Origin of the sequence: Exiguobacterium sp. s132, from assembly GCF_018617235.1 — a bacterium.
GTDB classification, from domain to species: Bacteria; Bacillota; Bacilli; order Exiguobacteriales; family Exiguobacteriaceae; genus Exiguobacterium; species Exiguobacterium profundum.
In genome coordinates this window covers 170,916-190,381 of the sequence record NZ_JACSJU010000001.1, presented here as the reverse complement: position 1 = coordinate 190,381, position 19,466 = coordinate 170,916, and the positions used below count along the sequence as shown (strand labels likewise).

Annotated in this window: 21 protein-coding genes; 12 read left to right on the top strand and 9 right to left on the bottom strand. The window is 43.0% G+C overall.

What is annotated here, in order from left to right; genetic code table 11:
- Nucleotides 1-15 precede the first annotated feature (15 nt).
- From KNO78_RS00975 to KNO78_RS00950, 6 genes are all read right to left on the bottom strand, one after another.
- Nucleotides 16-594 carry a fatty acid metabolism transcriptional regulator FadR gene (locus tag KNO78_RS00975; protein ID WP_074037553.1) on the bottom strand — a complete coding sequence of 193 codons (579 nt, stop codon included), beginning with the start codon at nt 592-594 and terminating at the stop codon, nt 16-18.
- A 79-nt stretch (nt 595-673) separates the two neighbouring features.
- Nucleotides 674-2,347: an AMP-binding protein gene (locus KNO78_RS00970; protein WP_214691160.1), complete on the bottom strand. Its 1,674-nt coding sequence runs from the start codon at nt 2,345-2,347 to the stop codon at nt 674-676.
- Nucleotides 2,348-2,483: 136 nt separating this feature from the next.
- Nucleotides 2,484-2,948, bottom strand: a complete 465-nt coding sequence (locus tag KNO78_RS00965; protein WP_015881085.1) for a DUF4825 domain-containing protein — start codon at nt 2,946-2,948, stop codon at nt 2,484-2,486.
- Nucleotides 2,949-2,960: 12 nt separating this feature from the next.
- Entirely contained in the window at nt 2,961-4,091 is a 1,131-nt protein-coding gene (locus KNO78_RS00960) for an ABC transporter permease subunit (protein ID WP_214691161.1), read from the bottom strand.
- Nucleotides 4,081-4,962, bottom strand: a complete 882-nt coding sequence (locus tag KNO78_RS00955) for an ABC transporter ATP-binding protein (protein ID WP_074037559.1) — start codon at nt 4,960-4,962, stop codon at nt 4,081-4,083. Before KNO78_RS00955 ends, KNO78_RS00960 begins: the two co-directional genes overlap by 11 nt.
- On the bottom strand, nt 4,949-5,338 hold the full coding sequence (locus KNO78_RS00950) for a GntR family transcriptional regulator (RefSeq protein WP_074037561.1): 390 nt from the start codon (nt 5,336-5,338) through the stop codon (nt 4,949-4,951). Before KNO78_RS00950 ends, KNO78_RS00955 begins: the two co-directional genes overlap by 14 nt.
- Nucleotides 5,339-5,518: 180 nt before the next feature.
- Between KNO78_RS00950 and KNO78_RS00945 the strand changes: the two genes are divergently transcribed.
- The 6 genes from KNO78_RS00945 (at nt 5,519) to KNO78_RS00920 (ending at nt 8,496) form a co-directional block, all read left to right on the top strand.
- Complete coding sequence (locus KNO78_RS00945; RefSeq protein ID WP_214691162.1) at nt 5,519-6,286, top strand: hypothetical protein; 768 nt, start codon at nt 5,519-5,521, stop codon at nt 6,284-6,286.
- Nucleotides 6,287-6,390: 104 nt separating this feature from the next.
- Nucleotides 6,391-6,801 carry a MarR family winged helix-turn-helix transcriptional regulator gene (locus tag KNO78_RS00940; protein WP_214691163.1) on the top strand — a complete coding sequence of 137 codons (411 nt, stop codon included), beginning with the start codon at nt 6,391-6,393 and terminating at the stop codon, nt 6,799-6,801.
- 23 nt (nt 6,802-6,824) lie between these two features.
- Nucleotides 6,825-7,463, top strand: a complete 639-nt coding sequence (locus tag KNO78_RS00935; protein WP_159561950.1) for a nitroreductase family protein — start codon at nt 6,825-6,827, stop codon at nt 7,461-7,463.
- 27 nt (nt 7,464-7,490) lie between these two features.
- Complete coding sequence (locus KNO78_RS00930; RefSeq protein ID WP_026826548.1) at nt 7,491-7,775, top strand: putative quinol monooxygenase; 285 nt, start codon at nt 7,491-7,493, stop codon at nt 7,773-7,775.
- Nucleotide 7,776: 1 nt separating this feature from the next.
- Complete coding sequence (locus KNO78_RS00925) at nt 7,777-8,139, top strand: DUF1304 domain-containing protein (RefSeq protein WP_214691164.1); 363 nt, start codon at nt 7,777-7,779, stop codon at nt 8,137-8,139.
- A 78-nt stretch (nt 8,140-8,217) separates the two neighbouring features.
- On the top strand, nt 8,218-8,496 hold the full coding sequence (locus KNO78_RS00920; RefSeq protein ID WP_078147901.1) for a CPCC family cysteine-rich protein: 279 nt from the start codon (nt 8,218-8,220) through the stop codon (nt 8,494-8,496).
- Nucleotides 8,497-8,528: 32 nt separating this feature from the next.
- Here the strand turns inward: KNO78_RS00920 and KNO78_RS00915 are convergent, their stop codons facing one another.
- From KNO78_RS00915 to KNO78_RS00905, 3 genes are all read right to left on the bottom strand, one after another.
- On the bottom strand, nt 8,529-8,960 hold the full coding sequence (locus KNO78_RS00915; RefSeq protein ID WP_251125224.1) for a stage III sporulation protein AH: 432 nt from the start codon (nt 8,958-8,960) through the stop codon (nt 8,529-8,531).
- A gap of 467 nt (nt 8,961-9,427) precedes the next feature.
- Nucleotides 9,428-10,966, bottom strand: a complete 1,539-nt coding sequence (locus tag KNO78_RS00910) for a hypothetical protein (protein WP_214691165.1) — start codon at nt 10,964-10,966, stop codon at nt 9,428-9,430.
- Nucleotides 10,967-11,094: 128 nt separating this feature from the next.
- Nucleotides 11,095-11,361: a hypothetical protein gene (locus KNO78_RS00905; protein WP_251125271.1), complete on the bottom strand. Its 267-nt coding sequence runs from the start codon at nt 11,359-11,361 to the stop codon at nt 11,095-11,097.
- Nucleotides 11,362-11,498: 137 nt separating this feature from the next.
- Between KNO78_RS00905 and dndD (KNO78_RS00900) the strand changes: the two genes are divergently transcribed.
- The 6 genes from dndD (KNO78_RS00900) to KNO78_RS00875 all read left to right on the top strand — a co-directional run bounded on the left by dndD (KNO78_RS00900) (nt 11,499) and on the right by KNO78_RS00875 (nt 19,465).
- On the top strand, nt 11,499-13,745 hold the full coding sequence (gene dndD / locus KNO78_RS00900) for a DNA sulfur modification protein DndD (RefSeq protein ID WP_214691166.1): 2,247 nt from the start codon (nt 11,499-11,501) through the stop codon (nt 13,743-13,745).
- A 4-nt stretch (nt 13,746-13,749) separates the two neighbouring features.
- Entirely contained in the window at nt 13,750-14,145 is a 396-nt protein-coding gene (locus tag KNO78_RS00895; protein ID WP_211781517.1) for a hypothetical protein, read from the top strand.
- A 156-nt stretch (nt 14,146-14,301) separates the two neighbouring features.
- Nucleotides 14,302-15,381, top strand: a complete 1,080-nt coding sequence (dndB, locus tag KNO78_RS00890) for a DNA sulfur modification protein DndB (protein ID WP_214691167.1) — start codon at nt 14,302-14,304, stop codon at nt 15,379-15,381.
- Nucleotides 15,382-15,430: 49 nt separating this feature from the next.
- The gene (gene dndC / locus KNO78_RS00885) at nt 15,431-17,086 is read left to right on the top strand and encodes a DNA phosphorothioation system sulfurtransferase DndC (RefSeq protein ID WP_214691168.1); all 1,656 of its coding nucleotides are present in this window, start codon (nt 15,431-15,433) and stop codon (nt 17,084-17,086) included.
- Entirely contained in the window at nt 17,076-19,088 is a 2,013-nt protein-coding gene (gene dndD, locus KNO78_RS00880) for a DNA sulfur modification protein DndD (RefSeq protein WP_214691169.1), read from the top strand. Before dndC ends, dndD (KNO78_RS00880) begins: the two co-directional genes overlap by 11 nt.
- Nucleotides 19,085-19,465: a DndE family protein gene (locus KNO78_RS00875; protein WP_214691170.1), complete on the top strand. Its 381-nt coding sequence runs from the start codon at nt 19,085-19,087 to the stop codon at nt 19,463-19,465. Before dndD (KNO78_RS00880) ends, KNO78_RS00875 begins: the two co-directional genes overlap by 4 nt.
- Nucleotide 19,466: the final 1 nt, after the last annotated feature.

The following is a 19,466-nucleotide window of genomic DNA, read 5'->3' as shown; positions in this document are numbered from 1 at the left end:
TGATAGGGCTCACTGTTACGTAAGCCCTTTTTTCAACATATGGTGCACATTTGGAAGCGTCGACAACAGATCATACTTGAAGCCGCTCGCCATCCAACTCGTCACAACCTCATCGATTGTGCCGAAAATCATTTGACGGGCGAGTCGATAGTCTAAATCCTTGTCAAACTCTCCTGTCTCGATTCCATGTTTGACGACAGAATCGATTAAGTTCAAATACGGTTTGAGCACTTCTCCGATTTTTTGGCGAAGTACCAAGTTCGACTGCCGCAGTTCGATTTGTGTCACGACGGCGAGGTCGTAATCTGCCGACAGTTGCTTTAAATGTGATTCAATCAACTGATACAACTTACTCCCAGCTGACGTCTCGCTCTCGATTTGTTGTTTCGAGTAGTCGATGAACAGCCCCATCTTCGCTTGGAACAATTCGATTAAGAGATGCTCCTTGTTTTTGAAGTACAAATAGATCGTGCCGTCCGCGACACCCGCCTCTTTGGCGATGGCTGTCACCTTTGCACCGTGATAGCCATGATTGGCAATTACTTTGACCGCCGCATCAATGATTCGGTCACTTTTCGAAATATGATTTGTCATTAACCCCAAGCTCCTTACCGTTGCAGAAAAATGAATGATGGTTCATTCATTTATTATTCTATCATGCGTACGCTTGGTGTCAACTGCTTTGTTTCACTTGTTTGGCCTTCTCTTCGTCGACGAGGACACGACGTAAAATCTTACCGACGAACGTCTTCGGCAACTCGTCGCGGAACTCATACAACTTCGGCACTTTATAGGCCGCAAGCTTCTCACGACAATGTTTGTCGAGTTCTTCTTCCTTCACACTCGAGCCATCGCGAAGGACGATGAACGCTTTGACCGTCTCACCCCGATATGGATCTGGGACACCGATACAGACCGCTTCCTTCACGGCCGGATGTTCGTAGAGGACTTCTTCGATTTCACGCGGATAGACATTAAAGCCACCTGCGATGATCATGTCCTTCTTCCGGTCGACAATATAGAAGAACCCGTCCTCGCCCATGTAGCCGAGGTCACCGGTTGCGAGCCACCCATCTTTCAAGACGGCTGCCGTTTCCTCCGGTTTCTGCCAGTAGCCTTTCATGACTTGTGGACCGCTCAGCATGATCTCCCCGATTTCACCGATGTCCGCCTCTGTTTCTCCGTCTGCTTTTACTATTTTAGCAGAAGTATCCGATAACGGGGCACCGATTGAGCCAACAATCCGTTTATCCCACAAGAAGTTCGCATGCGTGACCGGCGACGTCTCAGACAAACCGTACCCTTCGACAATGCGACCACCCGTGATCTTCTCAAATTCCTCTTGCACCTCGATTGGAAGCGGAGCCGAACCCGAGATACATGCCTCGATCGAAGACAAATCGTACTTCTTCAGTTTCGGGTCGTTCAAGATTCCGACATACATCGTTGGTGCGCCCGGGAAGAAGTGTGGCTTTTTCTTCTGAATCGTCTTTAAGACATCCGTCACTTCGAAACGTGGCACGAGGACAAGCTCATAGCCGTTCGTGACCCCAAAGTTCAGACAGCAAGACATCCCATAGACGTGGAAGAACGGCACGACACACAATACGCGTTTCTCGTCCCCGCGATTGTACTTATAGAATAAGTTCGTGATTTGATCGGCGTTCGCGGTCAAGTTGAAATGGGTCAACATGACGCCTTTCGGAAGTCCCGTTGTCCCCCCTGTATATTGAAGAACGGCGACATCTTCTTTCGGTTCGATGTCGAGTGGCGTGATAGGGTTAAAGTCTTTATAATCTTTGAACAGCGTCGATCCGGTCGTATCGATGACGATATTGTTCTCACGTTTCACTTTGATTGGATACAGTTTGTTTTTCGGGAATGGTAAGTAATCAGCGATACTCGTCGTGATCACGGTTTGAATCTCCGTCTTCTCACTGACGCGAAGCGTTTTCGGATATAACAGATCGAGGGTGATGACGATTTTGACACCTGCGTCCGTGACGAGGTTTTCTAGCTCACGTTCCGTATAGAGTGGGTTCGTCTGGACGACCGTCCCTCCTGCATAGAGTACGGCATAGAACGAGATGACGTATTGAGGACAGTTTGGAAGCATGAGGCTGACGCGGTCGCCTTTTTCAAGCCCTTTCGCTTGAAGCATCGTTCCGAGTCGACGTGCGGCATCATCGATTTCCGCGAATGTCCACTCCTTTCCGATAAAGGAGACGGCCGTACGATTTGGATAATCCTTTGCTGCGCGAGACAACGCCTCATAGAGCGGCTTTACCTCATAATCGATTGACTGGGGCATTCCTTCTGGATAATCTTGTAACCACGGTTTGTTCATCGCTGTTCCTCCTTGGAAATGAATACTCATTCAGTTAACCCTATTATAATGCTAAGAAAACGCTTTCATCTACCCTTTACCCGATAATTTTCAGAAAATATCAAAAAAAGCGATTGGATTTGTCATCCAATCGCTGTCATACCCGCCTAAAATAGGAATCTTTCGAATCCAGTTTTTCAAGCTTCTGATTCATGAGTTGTTGCAATTCTTTTTCATGACGAATATTTGAGAAGTCAGTCCCGAACCATGCCTCCATTTCAGGTCGAGAGAAGGCATAGGTCCGGTTCGGGAAAGCAAAACGGACGATTTCGGCGTTCGGGATGAGAGTGAAATAGGCAGCCGCATTCCTAATCGCCAGATGTTCTTGTTCCGCTCGTTCCATACCCGGGTCTTCGTAACGGACGGTCAACCCATAAGGACGCTTCTTCGTCTGCAGTTCGACCGATCGATAGCATTCATGTAGCGGCAAACTTCCGGCAATGCCGACGACGGCCGCATTGTCCCCGACTTTCGCCCCTTTGTATTCAAAGGCGTCCGGTTCGGGGTTCATACACCCTGCCAGTGAGATGACGAGTACGAGCAACAGACAGAAGCGTTTCATAGGTGTCCCTCCTTACGATTTGAGTCTCAAGTTGAAGCGGTAAAGCAAACGCTTAGCGAGTAAGTGTGCTAAGAACGCTCCGATCACAAAGCCTACGATGTACAACATACTGTTCGCTTGATACGTGAATGTCGTGAACACAATTCCTGTGAACATCGCGATACATCCAACGATGATAATGTGGACGAGCCATAACCAGTTGTTGAACATGAAGAAACGACCGTTGTTTTCTTGCGGTGCACGATTGTACATCCAAGCTCCTAACCATAATGACAAGACGATAAAGACGATAGACGATGGAATGCTAATCGTGACGAACTCTTGCCAATACTGATCGGATCGAATGTATTCATATAAAGATAAATTCATCAAGTTACCGAGTGGTGAGATGGCTTGAATAAATACACTTTCATAAGCTGAATCGATTAACCAACTCAACGCATCACCTCGACCAGTCAGCGAGTAAGCTGATCCTTGAATCAATGCGAGAATTCCTAACGGGAAAATCAAGGCGACAAACGACCACACTGATTGAGAAATCGATTCCCCACCGAACGATCCCATCCATAAAGCCAACGAGAATAACGAGATCCCAATCAAGGCGATATACAGGACGATCACGATCGATTTAAATACGGTCCCTTCTAATAAGAAGGAATAACGGGAAGTGGCGACCAATGCAAACATCGCGATACTTCCTAACAGCGTGGACATGATAATCCCACTTGCCCCCAACACCCATTTTGATATGTACAGCTGGGTGCGGGTGAAGGGGAGCGACATCGAAAAGTCCGACATTTGACTGTTTCGTTCGGCACCAATGAGCGACGTGGCCATGAGCGCACTAAACACGACGAATAAGAATACAACTGGTCCTACCGGAATGACATCACCTATGTCACCAAGATAGAAAGCTAAACTCGAATCAGGGTCGAAGAAGGACTCAACCGTCAGGCGATCTCGTTCTTCAAACGGGATCCCGTAATCTACAGAATTCGCTCGTGCATCTTTAATCTGCTCATCAAACTGTTCGAATTGTGTCCAAGCCGGCACAGTGAAGGCGACGACGCCTAAGAAGACGAGCAGCATCCAAAGCAACGACACTTGTTTCCAATCTTTCTTTAACAATACTTTAGACAACATGGGCTTCTCCTCCTAACTGGACACGGAAGACGTCTTCAAGAGACATCGGAATCTCTTCGATGAGCATCGGATTATATGAATCGATGAACGTCTCGAGCTCTTCCGTCCGTTCTTTCGCCATGAATAGCACGACACGTCCCGTCACGCTGATGATTTCGATATCTTTTCGTTCGAGCAGTTCGACCGGGACATGGTCGTTGAAGACGACTTGCCACTTGATGCTGAGGGCACGTGCCTCTTCGAGTGACAAGATCGCTTTGACACGTCCATTCTCAATCATGATGATGCGGTCAGCGATGCGTTCGAGTTCATGGAGTTGGTGACTTGAGACGATGATCGAGCAGTTCCGATTCTCGACTTGGGCAATCATCAGTTTTAACACATCGGATTTGGCGACGACATCAAGTCCGTCCGTCGGTTCGTCGAGCAGGTAGTACTTCGCTTGGACGGCGAAGGCGAGTGATAACGTCACGAGTGCCTTTTGTCCTTTAGAAAGCTGGCGGATCTTTTTGTTGTCGATGTTGTATCGTGTCAATGTCTCACGGAAGACGGTACGGTTGAAGGATGGATAAATCGATTCATACAGGTCCGTCGCCTCGTTCACCGTATAATTTTTGAGCGCATCGGCTGAATCCGGTACGAAGATGACGTCACGCTTCAATCCCGCATCTTTAAAAATACTTTTCGAACCATAGAGCACGTCGCCCATATCTGGGCGAATGATGCCGACCATCGTGCGGAGAAGCGTTGTCTTACCGGCACCGTTACGTCCGACGAGCGCAATGATTTCTCCAGATTCGACCGTAAAGTCGATGCCATCGAGTATCGTTTGACGGTCAATTTTTTTACTTAACTGTTCAACTTTCAGCATTGGATTTCCCTACTTTCTCATATTCCGTTCGCAATACGTCAATGGCTTCGTCTAACGGCACGTTCGCATAGTGGCAATCGATCGCAATCTTTTTGATCGAGGCGATGACCGGCTCACGTGCCGCATCATCGTCCACCCAGTCCTCGGAGACGAACGTCCCACGTCCACGTCGCATCTCGAGCAGCCCGAGCCGTTCCAACTCCTGATACGCCTTACTGACCGTATTCGGATTGATGACGAGATCGGTGGCGAGTTCACGCACGGACATCACCTTATCTCCTGGTCGTAAAATTCCACGGATAACAAGTTCTTTCGTTTGATTGACGATTTGCTCGTATAGCGGTTCTGAACTTTTCATATCGATTTTGTATAACATGGGTCACACCCTCTCATAATCAATGTTACTCTTTAAGTGTATTATATGTATTAGTACACGCAATTACAATAGTTCTTTGAGGGCACTTTTAGTTTACAGCGAAATGGAAATGATTTGAATAAGACTTTGGACCGAGGTATTCTCCTTCAATATCAGGTAGATTGAACGAGAGGTGACGAAATGATTAAAAAACGATTACTGGCAGGTATGGCCGGTGGGTTTCTTGCTGGCGGCCTCTTCGTATATACGACGCTTGAAAAGTCAGAGGCACGGGAGACTTATACCGCGTATGTGAAGGAAACGTACAACGAACAAGCCGATATCGAACTGTCTCGCGACTGGCATATGGGCGGTTATATCGGGGAAATGACATTGACGAAAGAACCATTCGTTGGAACTTACTATCTTGAAACGTATGGTGACGGCTCCATCCACGATAACGTGCTCGAGACGTATTGGGAACGCGAGGCAGAGCGGACGATTCACGAGCGACTCGTGTCGCAAGGAATCATAAAAGAAGAAGAGACCGTCCGTGCGGAAGTACCGACCGGAGTGTCCGATGATGCGCAAGCAAAAGTCAGCCCGACCCCGACGTCCATTTATGAAACGAATCCGAAGACATATCTCGACGTCTCGATCATGTTTCATGAAGACTGGAACAATACGGACGAACAGAAACAACGGATTCTCGACGTCATGCGCGTAGTGGAATCCGATGTCTATTGGATTCACTTCTCGTTCGATGGAAAGCCTGGAGGAAATGACGATTACACAGAACGGTACATGATGTTCACGCGCAAAGCGTCTGACATCGACCCGTCCTTCCTCGACGTGCGGACGATTGAGGACTTGAATGCCTACGACCGAATGTATGGATTCGACGAGACGACATTCACGACAGAATATCGATTTGATGGCACTCCCATCGAAGAGGAGACGACACGATAATTTGGTGTCGTCTTTTTTGAGCGTTTGACTTTACAGGCAATCCAAAACGTTGTATCGTTTGACAAGTCAACGATTGATAAGTCAATTGAGAAAGGTGGGACGCTATGGACCTACGTGAAATCAGCCGATTACTTTACCAAATCAAGTTGGCGGAACAAAACGTCGCATCGTCGTTCGAACGGGAGACAGGATTCAGCCTGACCCGCTACGAGATGCTGCAAGTCGTCAAAGAACGAGGCGTTTGTTCGCAACGCTTGATTAAAGAAGAAATGAAAATCGACAATGCCGCCATCACCCGACATTTGAAAATCCTTGAAGAGAAAGGGTATGTCGTCAGAGAGCGGAACGCGGAGAACCATCGCGAGATGTTCGTCCGTGTGACAGAGAAAGCAGAGCAAGACCTCGGGCACTGCGAGCGAGACGAACGGGCCAACCATCTCGTCTTACAAGCCTTGTCCGCTGAAGAGATTCAACACTTATCCGGGCTGCTTCAAAAATTGAACAGTCACGCCTAAACAGAGAAAGAAGGAATTCACCAATGGCAACTACATTCGAAAACAATACATTTACAGACGTCATGTTCGGTCGTAAATCAATCCGTGTCTATGACGAGAACGTGAAAATCTCACAAGAAGAAATGCTCGAGATGATTCAAGAAGCAACGACTGCCCCATCATCGGTCAACATGCAACCATGGCGCTTCGTCGTCATCGAGAGCCCAGAAGCGAAAGAGACGCTCAAACCACTCATCCGTTTCAACACACGTCAAAACGATTCGTCTGCAGCGATGCTCCTCATCTTCGGAGACATGGAGTGCTACGAGTACGGCGAACAAATCTACGATCAAGCGGTCGCAGAAGGCAAAATGCCACAAGAAGTGCGTGACCAACAGCTCGGCGCAATCATCCCTTACTACAAAAACCTCTCGAAACAAGAGATGAACGACATCGTGAAGATCGATGCGAGTCTCGCTGCGATGCAATTCATGCTCACAGCACGTGCACACGGCTATGACACGAACCCAATCGGTGGTTTCGAGAAAGACCAACTCGCAGAAGCGTTCGGTCTCGACAAAGACCGTTATGTACCAGTCATGATCTTGTCTGTTGGGAAAGCGGCAGAAGAAGGTTACCAATCTGTACGTCTTGACGCTCAAACGGTCACATCGTTCAAATAATTCACCACACAATCGGAGGAATCAACCATGATCTTAGTCAACGCCACATTCGATATCCAAGCATCACAACGCGAGAACTTCTTGCGTGACATCCAAGTCTTGATCGACTCATCAAAACAAGAAGCGGGCTGCGTCGGATATGACCTATACGAGTCAACGTCTGTCGAGAACCGTTTCGTCATGATCGAGAACTGGGAAGACCAAGCCGCTCTCGAGCAGCACAACCAAAACCCGGTCCTCATCAACTTCGCACAAAACGTGGCGAACTACGTGTCTGCAAAACCAGTCGTACAAGTAGCAGCGGTCAACTAATATGTCGACGCTCACCCTTGTGCTCGGAACGCTTGTCGCCATCGAATTCTTCTATATCTTCTATTTAGAGACGATTGCGACGGCATCCTCGTCGACGTCACGCGTCTTCCGTATGTCGAAAGACGAGCTAACGAGAGACTCGGTGTCGGTTTTGTTCAAAAATCAAGGCGTCTATAACGGATTGATTGGGGTCGGGCTCTTGTACGGACTCTATCTTTCCCCCAACCCGGTCGAGATTGTCACCATGATGCTGACCTATATCATTCTCGTTGCCCTATATGGCAGTATCACGAGTGACAAGAAGATTATCCTGACACAAGGTGGGCTTGCCATCTTGACGTTGATCTCGATGGTGATCTTATGACAGAAAAAGCGTCCGACCTGAGAAATGGTCGGACGCTTTTTGTTTGTATCCTCTATACTAAATAGTGAGGTGATGATGGTGAGATACACATGCCCATGCTGTGGCTATCAGACGTTAGAAGAGGAACCACCAGGCACATACGACATTTGTCGAATCTGCTTTTGGGAGGACGACGGGGTTCAATTCGACGATCCCGATTATGAAGGCGGTGCGAATACGGTGTCGCTTCGACAGGCTCAACAGAATTACATCCAATTTGGTGCGAGTGAACGGCTCTTCTGTGATGATGTCAGAAAACCGAATAAACACGACAGAAAAGACCCAGACTGGAGACCCTTCTCTAGCAAGTTGACTTAATACAAGGTCACCCATATAAGAAGTGACCTTGATCATTCATCTAATCTAATACGCTCCCACATCTCTTCATCGACGACAAAGAACGATTCATGGGAGCATACCGCGAGCACGCACGTATCCCCCGCATAAAACATCAAGTCTTCCGGGAGTTCCGGATGGATCCAACTGAATAATGATTGACTCCGTTCTTTTAAGAACTGTACCGTCCTGTAATTCATATGGAACGAATATAAATACGCCGTATCCCCAGACAGTCTTGTCGTCTCCCATTCACTTACGATAGTTCGTTCGATCAAATCCCAACGAATCTCTTCAGTCAGCACTTCCATATACACCAAACGCTCGTCTTCGATTTCCATTCGGCGTCTGTCTTCCACGAACGCAAAGTGAGTACAATGCTTGAACAGAACATCAATGAGCGCCTCATAGTGCTTTCCCTTTACATCTTGAGTGATCGTCAGCATGCTTCAAGCCTCCTGTGGTGAAGTAACAAAGATTCCTGTCTCTTCCATAATCTCGAACGAATCTTGATTCCATCTCACTTCAATCGTTCCGACTCGTTCGGGTTCTTCGACACTTCGGTATAATCCCCTTACCTCTATGTCGAAAGTGAAAAAGCCACTGGGTTGTCCCATATACCCCTCTTCATTCACATATGTATTTTTCTGATCCCCAATCAGGTTGAACGAATCACAGCTGTCATCTTCACATTGTACCGAATACGTTTCCTCGAACCAGTGCACAAAGTCAGCCATATCTGGACTAGTCGTATCGATTGGTGCAATCTAAACTCTAGCTATAATCAACCCAATAAAACCGATGAATCCCCATTTTTTCATACGCTCCCCCGCTTTCACTATCCAAAGTCTACCATATCCAAATCATCAAATAAAAAAACCGCCCTGACCGAAGTCAGAGCGGAATGGATGTCTTATAAGACGAAAATCGCTGCAGATACACCGACGACACCCACGAGTGCCATCGCATATACCGGTACTCGTGGCATTTCGCCATTGTTGTCGAGCGCTTTCCCAAACATGTAGAAGACGATCGGATGCACGAGGAACGGCATCGAGAAGATGAGCGGGATGAGAAGTGACGCTTCCGTTCCGAACATTCCACCTTGAACCGCTGCGAACAAGCCGAAGTGCGAGATCGCTGACGATTGTGCCATCGTCGTGTAATCAAACGCAATTGTGCTGAACGCCAAGATGACGAGACCACCGAAGACGGCCATCATCTGCCACCCGAACGAGAACTGCATAAGGGCTTTGACTTCTTTGAAGTCTTCCCCGTTCGCCGCGCGTAAGTTTTTCAACGCGAGCGCAGTGAGTACGAGACCGACCAAAACGATGATGGCTGTCGGCCAAATCCAGAGCGCACCGTTGTCGGCACTGACCGCGAGGATTGAGAAGACGAAGATATGTCCGAAGAACGGGATGTTGATCATGATCGGCGCACGTTTCGCTGCTACTTGACCGAAGTCACCAGCCGTACACGCTCCTGTGAGACCACTGTGTGAAAGTGACCCTGCCATACCTGGTGCGAGATTACGGATGTGACCCGTGCGAGCGAACCACATGATGAGTGCGATTCCACCGAACATCCAGAACAACTGACCGAAGAAACCGTACACGAGAATCGAATTCATGCCTTCGATTGCGAACGCATCACCGATTCTTGAACCCCCGACCATGAAGTTGGCAGCCAAGACGACCGGAATCCCTGCGAAGAGAAGCGCGCGGACAGTCGGTCCATACGTCCAGTTATGGAAGATGGCACCGAGTGCTGACGAAATCAACATCGCGAAGAAGATTTGCGGAAGTGCGATAATTGGCTGAATCGCTGTCGCAATCAAGAACGAAACGAACAAGATGACAAGCAAGAGAACTGTCTCGATAAGACCTTTTTGCATGTATACTTTCTTGTCCTGAATTTGTGCTTTATGGTCGATGAGTAAGAACGACACGGCAAGACCGAGGAGTGCGAGGATTGGGTAGTAAAGAGCAATCCCTTCTGCCGTACCTGGCTCGATTGCCATACGGAAGAACCCTTCCAAACCAACGAGCAAGAAGAACGAACGAAGGATGAAGATGAACTGCGTACGTCCTGTCCCGAGGAACATTTCCTCTTTGGCAGGAATGACGATGTCCTCCATGTCGAGCTCTTGTTTACTCAAGATTTTACGAAGTTCTTGTCCGCCGACGAAGAATGAAACGACTAACGCAATGATCGTCGTCCGTGACAAGAAGTCGACGAGCGGGAATTCAGGAAGACCCGGCGTCGCGATACCGAGCTCGACCATACCGAATCCGAGACCGAGACCGAAGATGACGATGACGAGGATCGGTGAGAAGCGCGTCCCAGCCACGACCATACGAGATAAAATGACCATTGGAATGACGAAGGCCATAAGCAACCAGAATTGGTTGATGAGTTGCATTTGAGATAATTGCTGTACAAGTTCCATTGACTAACCCCTAACATAATTTTTAGCACACAATATCGAAGTGTACAGGAATGAACATTGTGTGACAATAGGGTGTGATGTTTTGTAAACATTGAAAGCGGAACCAAGTGAAATTGGTCCCGCTTTCGTTAGTTATTGGATTGTCTAAGACCCCAAATGCCTTTATTTCCCGTGGAATAAAAGAGGTCTTCTTTTCCGGTAAAGCTCGCCGAATCACTGGAATGCGCACGAATCTGTTTATTGATGTGCCCTTTCCAATCTTTATATCGATCGAGTTCGAGTTGATAGTATGATTTTTCGACATACGCATAAATGTCTTTTAAAGATGCTGTCCCACCGTGGTGTTGGAGGGCGAATTGGATTTTGCGTAGTAACAGGCGTTTCAACTCTTTCATCTCCTTATATAAATAGTAATTATGTATACCTAATTTATCCATACCCTTTCTAAAAAAGTTACAGGTTTTTAGTTGTATTTCCTTTATAATAGGAATATAGACCTGAATATCTCATGTTTGGAAGAAAGGAAATCGATATGACTCAAAAGCGTTACTCAAGTGAATTAGAAATTTTAGAAGAAGTATCTTCTCATCATCAGCTATCACCTAGTCTCCTTCAAAATATTCTCACCACTTCAAAAGCTAATTATTATGGTGAAGCTACGTCTCCGACTAAACGCCAAAAAGAATTAGAAGAAGAATTGAAATATCTAATTAAAAAAGGGAACTCATTAACACATTCCACATCATCTAATAAAAAATCTGGGTTGAAACTTGTTCGTATTCAATTAAATAATTACAAAACATACTTAAATTCTCAAACAATTAACTTTGATACACACACAGATGACAAAAACATCGTTCTGATTGGTGGTTTGAATGGCGCTGGAAAAACAACCATTTTAAAAGCAGTTCGTTACTTATTATATGGCAAGCGTGGCATGACCGATACGGAGTTTCAACAACAGTTTACAAATACAATTAACAATTCATTCTTCGAACAAGGTGGTCGCGAAGCTAGTGCTTCTCTCGTTTTCGAACCTGGAGATGGGCACCATTACGAAATTAAAGTCGTTTGGCAATACAATAGTAAAAAACAAGTTGTGTCTGAAAGTAAGACGTTCAGTAAGCGAACGATTGGTGCAGCTCGTCCAAAACGTAACGAACAGATTGGTTCACACAACGTAGATGATTTCAACCGTACCATTGATAAATTAATCCCATTTGAAGCTTCTCAATTCTTAATTTTTGATGGGGAAGAAATCCGACGCATTATTTCTTCTAGAAATTCTGCCGACTTTAAAGCGACAATCAGACGGATGAACGGAATGTCTTATTTTAACGAGTTAAAAGGTGACTTAGACAAAATCTATTCAAAGAAAGTCAACGAATTAGCTATCGCTCAGAAAAGTACCGAGTTGTTAAAATTCAACAAGAAAATAACTACACTCAAAGAACAATTACATGAGCTTACAGAAAAACGAAATAAAGCCGAGAGTCGAGTATCAACATACAATAAACAACTCGATCACTTTAAGAAACTTCGAAACGAGAAGCTCATGCAGAACAACGAGTCGAGAGAACAATTTGTTTCAACCATGAGTTCTTTAAAAGCACAGCATACTCAAGTTTTGGAGCAAATTTCTAAGTTGTTTTCTGAGAAGGGAATTCCTTCATTTGCATCTAAAAAAATTGATGCATTAAAAAAACGACTGACTCTTGAACAACAATTTACATCTGATCAGCAACGCGTGGAACAGATTTTAGCACCTTATCACCTATTTATGTCTAAACTTCTCTCAGAGCCAATCAATCCACCATTGACTGAAGAACAACTGCATCAGGTTGAGGAAATTGGTAAGAATATTTGGTTATCGAAGGAGAATTATAAAGCTTCTACTACTTCAGAAAATCAGCAAATTTGGCACGACCTTTCGCCAAATGACCGTAGACTGATTATGAATGTAGACGCATCTCGCACTAAGGAAATGATTGTTGAACTGGTCAAGAAAGAAAAGAATCTTAAGCATTCAATTGATCAGCTTCAGCAAAAAGTTGATTTAGCCCCTTCTGCAGTCAGTGTTGATGAAGAAGATAAAAAGATTCAAGAAATTACTGAGGTGCTCGGTAAAACTAAGAGCATTTATCTCAACATTAAAAAGAAAGAACAAGAGTGTATTCAAGAAATTCGTTCTCTAGAATCAAAGCTAAAAGGAACAAAGTCTACTGCAACAAATGCAATCGACTTAGCTGATGATGTACAGCTTTATGGAAAAATCAAAGAAGCAATTGATGAGTATTCAACAAAAGTACTAGACTGGAAAATTGATTTGATTAGTGAACAATTCGATCTGATGTTGAACAAACTTATGAGAAAACAAGATGAATTCGGGCGTGCTTTCGTTGATCGCCGTAAAATGATGATACGCATTGAAAATGAGCGCGGCGCCGAAATTTCAGTGGAAGAACGTTCAGCCGGTGAAATGCAAATTATCTCCTCTGCATTTATTTGGGGAATGATCAAAGCAGCTGATTTAGATTTGCCTATGATTATCGATACGCCACTTGGTCGCTTAGACAGCTATCATCGCAAAAATCTAGTCGAACATTTCTATAAACATCTCAGTAAACAAGTTGTGATTCTCTCAACTGATACGGAAATCACTCCGGAATATGTAGAGTTGATGAAGGAATATACTTCAAAACAAATCATGTTGGACTACAACCAAAAAGAGAAATATACGCTTATTCGCGAAGGTTATTTCGAATTAGTGAAAGGATAATATTATGGATTCTAAAGGAATTAAATTGTCACAAATAAGTAAGAATCGAATCGATACCATTATTGGACACATCGAACATTACGTTCCGAAAGACACGAGACCATTTGTTGTTAAACTAAGTCTGATGCACGGAATTGAAAATCACTCCGTTTCATCTGTACTCCCTACCGAATTGAGTTCAAGCGCATGGGAAATGGGCTCAATCATTAATGGAAATGATTACTTACTTGCTAAACACCTTATTATCAACGAGCTCCAAAAAGAAATCGATGACGAGAAAATTATTCGAGATCATATGAAGCGCTTTATTGAATTAGGTGTGAGAGACATCGCTTCGTTGCTCGAATCAGATGATGCAATCTTTGAAGAAGAATTTTTAATTAAACTTCTTTCCGTATAATCTCAGCGATTTCGCTGAGATTTTTATTACGAAAATTTCTATATTTTGTTGAGCTGTTCGCTTTTTTCATACGAACACTTATGTTAGACTTTTTGTATTAAAACATTGTATTTATTTAAAATTACGTACGTAATTTTAAATAAAGGAGGACATCTTATGGATCCTAATTTCAGCTATAACTTCCCCGCATTACGAGGAAAACAGGCAGAAAAAGAATATTTTGTCGTTATGTGCCCGTTAAAACTGATTCCAAAAATCTTCTTATTCGATGAAGAGGAAGTCCCACCACAATATCGCTCACAGCGAATTTTGAATAAATCTCGAGTCCCAGATATCACAAATTACATTGTAGATCAGTCTAAGGACTATGTATTTTCATCACTTACAGCTTCCATTGATGGTGAAATTCAGTTCACTCCTTTTTCGGATGAGCCGAACTTTAAAGACTTAGGCAAGCTCTCGATCGCATTAGATTCTCGTTTTTTAATAAATGATGGTCAACACCGGAGAGCAGCGATTGAAGAGGCTTTAAAAATTATGCCTGAATTAGGTAATGAAACAATTTCTGTTGTATTCTTTCATGATGAAGGTCTAGAACGGTCTCAACAAATCTTTTCAGATTTGAATCGACATGCCGTTAACACAACGTCATCTATCGGTATTTTATATGATCATCGTGATCAGTTATCGCTCCTAACTAAAGAAATCGTTGAAGAGATTCCGTTGTTAAAACGGTATACAGAAATGGAGAAAACGTCCCTCTCCAAGAATTCACCAAAACTTTTAGCGTTAAATCATATTTATAATGCAAATAAACGACTAATTAATAAGAAAAAAGGTGCTCTTTTAACTGAAGAAGACGCATTGAACATCAAAACGTTTTGGCTAACTCTATGCAATAGTATTCATGAATGGGAACAAGTATTTAATAAAGAAATCTCCCCTCGTGATTTACGTATGATTTCAATTGCGGGTCAAGGTTTATTTATCGAAGCAGCGGCTGAAGTTGCGCGCTCTTTAATTGAACAAAAACCTGATACATGGACAGCCTACCTTACAAAATTTAAAGATATTGATTGGAGCCGTTCAAACGAAAAAGATTGGAAAGGTCGTGCCTTTAACGAAAACGGCAGAATTTTAAAGAACAACTACACTATTCGATTGACTGCCATACGAATCAAATCGCTAATCGGCATCAAGCTCACGAAAGAAGAGAAAGATTTCGATCAACAATAATCAAGCATGAACGTATTATGACTGTTTTGGCACGAGAGGATGACAATTTATGACACAAGGTATTATTAGTAACTTATTTACTCAGCATGAAGGAGATACTGTTTCTAGACGCTCCATCGATTTGATCAAACGTGTGTATTTAAATGACACACGTCCATGGGTGGTCGGATTTAGTGGCGGAAAAGATTCTACACTAACGACTCAACTCATTTTCGAAGCGTTGCTAGAGCTTTCACCAGAACAGTTGCATAAGAAGGTATTTATCATTTCTTCTGACACTTTGGTAGAAAACCCACTCGTCGTTTCCATGATTAACGGCTCTCTACACCGCATGCAAGAAGCCGCTTTAAAATACAATCTCCCTATTGAAACACAAAAAGTTAAACCACTTACAGAAAAAACCTTTTGGACGAATATTATCGGACGCGGCTACCCTACTCCGAACCAAACGTTTAGATGGTGTACAGATCGTCTTAAAATCGACCCTGCTAACCGCTTCATTAAAGATAAAGTGTCAAAATACGGCGAAATCATTATGGTACTTGGTGTCCGTTCATCTGAGAGCACGAGCCGAGGCCAATCAATAAAAGACCATGAGATTTCAGGTAGCGAATTGATGCGACACACATCATTAGCGAATGCTTATGTATTTGCCCCAATTAAAGAATTTGTTCTAGATGATGTATGGAGCTACCTTCTTCAAAACCCAGCTCCGTGGGGGGAAGACCATCATAAGCTACAGAAAATGTACATGGATTCAAGTAGCGAATGTCCATTAGTCGTTGACCAAAACATTAAAGAAAGTGCTGGTTCTTGTGGGAATAGCCGTTTCGGTTGCTGGACGTGTACGGTTGTCAATCAAGATAAATCGCTTACTGGCTTTATTCAAACTGGTGAACATGACTGGTTAAAACCATTATTGAAGTTCCGCAATAAAATGGTTCTCATTCGTGACGACCGTTCTAAACGAATGCATAAACGAATGAATGGTGCCTTCTATTTATTAGAAGTTCAACATGAAATCAAAGAAGATGGAATCTATATTGTTCAAAAGAAAAAAGGCGGTCGTGCTGCCACTTCTCATAAAGTAGTTGACCGAATTGAAGATTTGACTGATGAGTCTGTTCTTGCCGTTCCTAAAGCACAATTAAGTCAATTTATCGCAAAACACAATATTGACTTGAGCAAACCTGAAGAGTTCAATATTCAGTTTGTCGTTACCGAAACAAACGAGGATGGGCAATCTGTATACTCACACCTTGGTCTTGGTCCTTTCACGCTAGCTACTAGAACTGAACTAATGCGCGACTTATTGATTTTACAACGTGATTTAAAAGTTCCAAATTCAGTCGAGTACAAATTAATTCAGGATGATGAGTTACGAGCAATTCGTCGCTTATGGCTCCGTGAAGGTGATTGGAACGATACGTTACCAGAACTTTATCGCGAAGTATTCGGCGTCGATCTGGATTGGGAACATGATGATCGTCAGATTCTAACAAGTGACCAAGCGAATGATTTAGAACTTCTTTCTCAAAAGTATGGTCTTGATTTCAATATGGTTCAAAAACTATTTACAACAGCAAATGATTTTCTAGGTGTAAAGGTTAAACGAGGATTTAATAAAGATGTCGCTGCGCTATTGAGCCAAGACTATTTAAGCCTTTACAAAGAGCAAGGAGTTTTAGAGAGAGATGAAGATTGAATCGATTGTCTTAAAGAATATTGGAGCATATAAAAATCAAACATTTGATTTCAAGAATGAAAACTCTAATAAAAATGTTATTTTAATCGGCGGGAAAAATGGAGCGGGTAAAACAACCTTTTTAAACGCACTTCGCACTGGATTATATGGTAGTCAGGCGTTTGGGATTAAAGCACCTACTCCATCCTACTTCAAAGAAATTGAGAAGTTAATCAATAGCGAAGTAAGAGATCAACGAGAAAGATATAGTACCACTAAACAAATTTCAAAAATCCAAATTACGTTTACAACAACAACGAATCAAACTACATCACGCTATTTATTTGAACGATCATGGGGAATCGACGCTAAGAATATTAAAGAATACTTTAACATCTATCGTGATGCAAATACCTTTGCACTAGCAGAGAAGGACAAGAGTCAAGTCTATTCATTATTCTTAGAACGTACTCCCCTCTATTTGTTTAATGTCTCATTATTTGATGGAGAGACAATTAATCAAATTATTAATGAAGGGAAACTGTCTGAGTACCTAGATGATTTGATGAAAAGTGCATTTAAATTAGAGATTCCAGATTTATTAACGGAAACAATCGAATCACTTGTACGAGACGAAGCCAAGACTAAGCTATCTAAAGATAAATCAAAACGTTTAGATGAGCTTAAAAAACAGCTAAGTGAATCCGAACAAAAATTGCAAAACGTTCAAGTCGATAAATCTCAGCTTCTTCAGAAGATCGAAGTTAGTGAAGCCGAAATCACTGCCTTCTCTGAATCGTTACGCGCACACGACGTGATTAGTAAAGAAGAAGAAGCAAAATTGAAAGAGGAAATAAGAAACCTAGAACAAGAACGACAGAAATTAAAGCAATCTACGTCAGACTTTTTCAATGAGTACTACGCCTTTTCTATCAATCATCACTTGCTTGAAAAAGCTGCAGAACAAGTAGAATCAGAACTATTGATAAGAAGTGTAGAAGATTTAGAAAAAGTCTTCACCGATGAGTTCTATAAGAATGTTTCACGTAATTTAGGAGGATCTGTAGGACATGATTCACTGAAGAATGAATTCAATGCGGCTTTAAAAACGGCTGTTCCGAAAACTGAAATTATTCATGACGCTTCGTTCGGTTCGAAGGCAAAAGTTGAAAATATGATTTCTTCAGTAAACGCTCAATCTTCCTCATCTCTCTTGGCAAACATTAATCGCGATGACGAAATCATAGAGGAACTGAAGATATTACGAAGAAAACTAGTGATTCGAGAAGAAAATCATGCGGATTTTGAAAAACAATTTGAGGAATTGAATCAACTCAAAGTTAGTCATCTTCATTTGAACGAGCAGTTAGAACGTATTGTTAAACTTGAAGAAGAGCTCCAAAATCAGTACTCGATGTTAGTGGAAGAAAACGCCTCACTTCAACAAGAAATCGAGAAAATCACTTCAAAATCGAGCTTATTATCGCAAAATGCGACTTCAACATTAGCTTTACTAGAAGACTTCAAACTTCAACAGCGATATAAAGTCATTCGGAGTGTTGAAGAAAATGCGTTACGCATGTTAAAAACATTGATGCGTAAAGAAGATTACGTAGATAAGCTATCGATTCTACCCGAAGACTTCTCGTTAACTTTGTCATCTAAAGACCAGTCTCAAATTTCTGTAGCTACGCTATCTTCTGGTGAGAAACAGATTCTACTTCTTTCATTAATCTGGGCAATTTTCAAAGTTTCCGAAAATCAAATGCCATTTATCTTCGATACATTGTTAGGCCGATTAGATCGAGATCACCGTTATAACATTTTACGTAACTTACTTCCTAACTTTGGTGAACAAGTGTTAGTGCTATCTACAGACTCAGAAATTAGCAAAGATTACTACGACGTACTCAAACCATCGATTTCTAAAGAGTATAGTCTTCAGTTTGATAATGAACATTTAGAAACACGAGTCATTCCATCGTATTTTGAATTTGAAAACGCGCAGGTGAAAAACTCATGAACTACCGTCTTAAATTAACTGAACAAACGCATCTCTATTTTAAAGAGATTGCAAACTCAACTCATATCACACCGAACATCCTAGCTCGTTTCGCCGTTGGAATATCATTAAAAAACGAAAAAACTCCACCTAGCGTTAAAGGTCAGCCCATTTCTAATTTTGAAATAAATCGTGCCACTTTAACGGGAGAACACGACGAGATGTTTAAAATGATGATTCTTCAACATGCTAAACAGCACATAGAGGAAGAACGGTATTTTCCTGATTACTTTAATTCACATATTACTAGAGGTGCCGAAGAGCTTTATCAAATGTTCCAATTTTCTAGAAGTACCAATCAATTCTTAAGAGAGTTATTGGCTCTCCAGGAGGGATAAC